Raw genomic sequence first — 4,151 nt, 5'->3', positions numbered from 1 at the left:
GCTCGGCGGCGGTCAGCTTGAAGAACTGCGCGAACAGCGAGCCGATCGCGCCGCCGGTCATGATGATCGGCCCCTCCGCGCCGAACGGCCCGCCGCTGCCGATCACGATGCCCGATGAGAGCGGTTTGAGCACCGCCACCTTGGGCGACATCTTGCTCTTGCCGAAGAGGATCGCCTCGATGGCCTCGGGGATGCCGTGGCCGCGGATCTTCTCCGAGCCAAAGCGCGCCATCAGCCCGACGATCAGCCCGCCGATGACCGGCACCGCGATCACCCACAGCCCCAGCGTGTTGTCCGCCGGCGAGCGGTTGGCGAACGACAGCGTCTGGAAGAAGAACAAGTTGGTGAAGAAACGGATCAGGTTGAGCAGCACCACGGCCGCCAGCGTGGCAAACGCGGCAATGACGACTGCCAGCGCGGTGGTGCGGAAGAGCGTGGTGTCGGTCGCGAAATCGCGCCGATGGGCGAGGGTTTGCATGACGTTACGGATCGAGATGGGGAATTTTGAAGGCGCGGCTGAACTCGGACAGTTCGCTCTGGTGCAGCGCGGCCAGCTGGGCAACGAGGCGGTCGCCTTTCTTGCTCAGGTGGACTTCCACCTGGCGCGCGTCGGTCTCGCTCGGGCGGCGTTCGACCAGGCCGGCCTCTTCGCACCGTGTGACGAGTGCCACCGTGCCGTGCGGCGAGGCCTGCAGGCGCTCGGCCAGCTCGCCCACGGTGGCCCATTCGCGGCCGGCGTAGCCCTTGACGTGCAACAGCAGCTGATACTGCAGCGGCGTGATGCCGGCATCCTGGATCAGGTCTTCGGAGGCGCGCAGGAAGCGGCGCAGGTGATAGCGGAAGTCCGACAGCGTCTCAAAGTCCGCTTTGGTCAGCTTCCGGGGCGTGGTTGGGGGCATGGAATTGAGGGCGCACGCGATGGAGGCGCGAATATATCACGGCATGATATATCCGCGCGATCGCGCGCGTCCCTTATTTGAGCCCCAGCCGCCGCGCGAGTTTGTGGAGGTTGCTGGCGTCCAGCCCGAGCGCGCGTGCGGCCTGCGCCCAGTTGTCTTGGTGCGCCGCCAGCGCTGTGCGGATGTGCCGCCGCTGGCAATCGTCCACGGCGTCGCGCAGCGTGATGCCCGGGACGATGGCCGATGAGGCTTCTGGCGGCTGACCGCTGGGCGACGGCGGTGCAATGGCCTGGGCGTCCAGGTCGAGCAAGCCGGTCTCCAGCGTGACGATGTCGTCGCGACTGGCGCCGCGGCTCAGCACCTTGAGCGCGGCGCGGCTGATGACGTGTTCCAGTTCACGCACGTTGCCGGGCCAGGGGTAGCGGCGCAGCGCATCCTCCGCCTCGGCGGAGAGCCGCAGGCTGCGCAGGCCCAGGCGTGCGCGGTTGTTCTCCAGGAAGCGGCCGGCCAGCAACAGCACGTCGTTGCCGCGCTCGCGCAGCGGCGGAATCGGCACCGGATAGACCGACAGCCGGTGATAGAGGTCGGCCCGGAACGCGCCATCGCGCACACGCTCGCGCAGGTTGCGGTTGGTGGCCGCGATCACCCGCACGTCGACATGGCGCGGGCGGTCGGCGCCCAGGCGCTGGATCTCGCCGTTCTGCAGCGTGCGCAGCAGCTTGGCCTGCACCGTGAGCGGCAGCTCGCCCACCTCGTCGAGCAGCAGGGTGCCGCCGTCGGCGGCCTCGAAGCGGCCCGGGCGCTCGCCCACCGCACCAGAGAACGCGCCCTTGACGTGGCCGAACAACTCGCTTTCCGCCAGCGATTCGGGCAGCGCCGCGCAGTTGACGTGCACCAGCGGGCGATCGCGCCGGCGCGACAGGCGATGCAGCCGGTGCGCGAACAGCTCCTTGCCGACGCCGGTCTCGCCGAGCAGCAGGACCGGCAATTCGGAGTCGGCCACCACCTCCAGCTCATGCAGCAACTGGTGGATGGCCGGGCTCTGGCCGATGATCTCGGAGTCGTCCGCGGCAACGTCGCCGGGCGGCAGGTCGCCACGGGTGGCGCGCAGCGCGCGGATTTCGGCTTCGAGCCGCGTGGTGCGCGCGGCGGCTTCGACCACCACGGCCAGCTGGCGCAGCTCGGCCTGCGCGTCGGTGTCGAAGGTGCCGATCTGGAGCGCGTCCAGCGTGAGCACGCCCCACAGCTGGCCCTCCACGTGCAGGCTGACACCCATGCAGTCGTGCACCGGCAGCGGCGCGCCGGCCTGTGCGTCGATCAATCCGTCGTAGGGGTCGGGCAGGGTGCTGTCGTGGTGGAAGCACGTCACGCCGCGCCGCGCGAGGATGGCGGCCAGGCGCGGATGCTGCCCGACCACGAAGCGTCGGCCCAGCGCGTCGCGCACCAGCCCATCCACGGCAATCGGCCGCAGGTGGTCTTCTTCCAGTTGCAGCAGCGCGACCGCCCCGCAGCGGAAGTGCGCGCGCAGGCTGCCGACCAGCCGCTGCATGCGCACCGCTGGCGGCAGGTCGGCCACCAAATCGGCCAGAAGCAGGTGATCGATCATGGTTTAAGTAACCCGATAAGGTAAAAGTGACCATCTCTTGGTGATGGTGAATTTTACCTTGTAGGGCGCAACCTATTGATTAGCCGAGGAAAAAATCTGGCATGCAAATCGCGTTGAAGGTGCATCCATTTCGCAACGCATTGATTTCACCAAGGAGCATGTCATGCCGTTACTGGACCAGCCGCTGGGGCAACTCGCCCGCAACATTCCGGGCGCGACCGGGGTCTTCCACGAATATCAGCTCGATTTCTGCTGCGGCGGCAAGCACAGCCTGCGCGAAGCGGCACGGGCCAAGGGCATCGAGGCCGGGCCGATTGCCGAGCGTCTGCAGGCGCTGCAGTCGGCGGTCACGCCGGATGAGGCGGCCGACTGGTCCGCCGTATCGCCGAGCACGTTGATCGACTACATCGTCGAACGTTTCCACGAGCGCCACCGCGAGCAGTTGCCCGAGCTGATCCGCCTCGCGCGCCGGGTGGAGCACGTGCATGGCGACCGCGAGGAGTGTCCGGTGGGCCTGGCCGACCTGCTCGACGCCATGTTGCAGGAGCTCGAAAGCCATATGCAGAAGGAGGAGCAGATCCTGTTTCCGATCCTGGCGCGCGGCCATGGCGTGCGTGCCGGCGGCCCGATCGCGGTGATGCGCATGGAGCATGACCAGCACGGCGACGCGCTGCAGCGGCTGATGGACGTGACCAACGGCATCACCCTGCCGCGCGGGGCGTGCACGACGTGGCGGGCGCTCTATCTGGGCCTGGGCGCGTTTCGTGAAGATCTGATGGAGCACATCCACCTGGAGAACAACGTCCTGTTCGAGGGGGCGGCCGGGCAGAACTGAAGGTGGCGGGCAACAAAAAAGCCAAGCGACGTGCTTGGCTTTTTTGTTTGAATCCTTGGTGCCTCGGGCCGGAATCGAACCGGCACTCCTTTCGGAACCGGATTTTGAGATTGAGTCCCGAGACTAGCATGAGACCACGCTGGAACCCGCAGAGCCTTGCTGCGCTTGGTTTTCCAAGAGGCTAGTCCCGTTTAGCCTTACGCCTAGACCAGACCGATTGCGGCAGACATTCTGATGCCGTGGCTCCTGGCTGGTTCCTGCGTTCGATCTCGAACTAGGAGGCGTCATGGCTAAGATCAAACTCACCAAATCCGCTGTCGATACGGCAGAAGTCACCGGCAAGGATTACGAACTGCGGGATACCATTGTCCCCGGCTTTCTCTGCAAAGTCACCGCCCACGGCCGCAAGGTCTTCATGCTCCAGTACCGCACGAACTGGGGCGAGCGCCGCAAGCCGAAGATCGGCCAGTTCGGCGAGCTGACCGTCGAGCAAGCGCGGTCGATCGCACAGGACTGGCTGGCCGACGTGCGCAAGGGCGACGACCCCAGCGCCGCCAAGCTGGCTGCCCGCATGGCCCCGACGGTCAAGGAACTGTGCGGGCAGTTCATCGAGGAATACTCCAAGCCGCGCAACAAGCCCCGGACGGTCGATTCCTACCAGGGCTACATCGACCGCCACATCCTGCCTACCCTGGGCAAGCTCAAGGTGCCGGACGTAACGCGGGCGCACATCACCACGCTGATGAAGGACAAGGCAAAGATCGGCGTTACGGCCAATCGGGTTCTGGCCTGTTTGCGCAAGATGTTCAAC

Annotated in this window: 5 protein-coding genes; 2 read left to right on the top strand and 3 right to left on the bottom strand. The window is 66.4% G+C overall.

The window, feature by feature from the left end:
- The 3 genes from QZ609_RS24975 to norR form a co-directional block, all read right to left on the bottom strand.
- The coding region (locus QZ609_RS24975) for a chloride channel protein (RefSeq protein WP_295500692.1) at positions 1-478 on the bottom strand (478 nt) is incomplete at its 3' end.
- A 4-nt stretch (positions 479-482) separates the two neighbouring features.
- The gene (locus QZ609_RS24970; RefSeq protein ID WP_295500689.1) at positions 483-899 is read right to left on the bottom strand and encodes a MarR family winged helix-turn-helix transcriptional regulator; all 417 of its coding nucleotides are present in this window, start codon (positions 897-899) and stop codon (positions 483-485) included.
- 73 nt (positions 900-972) lie between these two features.
- Entirely contained in the window at positions 973-2,505 is a 1,533-nt protein-coding gene (gene norR, locus QZ609_RS24965; protein WP_295500686.1) for a nitric oxide reductase transcriptional regulator NorR, read from the bottom strand.
- A gap of 163 nt (positions 2,506-2,668) precedes the next feature.
- Here norR and ytfE point away from each other — a divergent pair, with 163 nt between their 5' ends.
- On the top strand, positions 2,669-3,340 hold the full coding sequence (gene ytfE, locus QZ609_RS24960; RefSeq protein WP_295500684.1) for an iron-sulfur cluster repair protein YtfE: 672 nt from the start codon (positions 2,669-2,671) through the stop codon (positions 3,338-3,340).
- A 286-nt stretch (positions 3,341-3,626) separates the two neighbouring features.
- Positions 3,627-4,151 (top strand): integrase arm-type DNA-binding domain-containing protein (locus tag QZ609_RS24955; RefSeq protein ID WP_295500682.1); only part of this gene is annotated, 525 nt, incomplete at its 3' end.

The sequence above is a fragment of the uncultured Ralstonia sp. genome, assembly GCA_913056305.1.
Lineage (GTDB): Bacteria > Pseudomonadota > Gammaproteobacteria > Burkholderiales > Burkholderiaceae > Ralstonia.
This window is presented reverse-complemented; position numbering and strand designations above follow the sequence as displayed.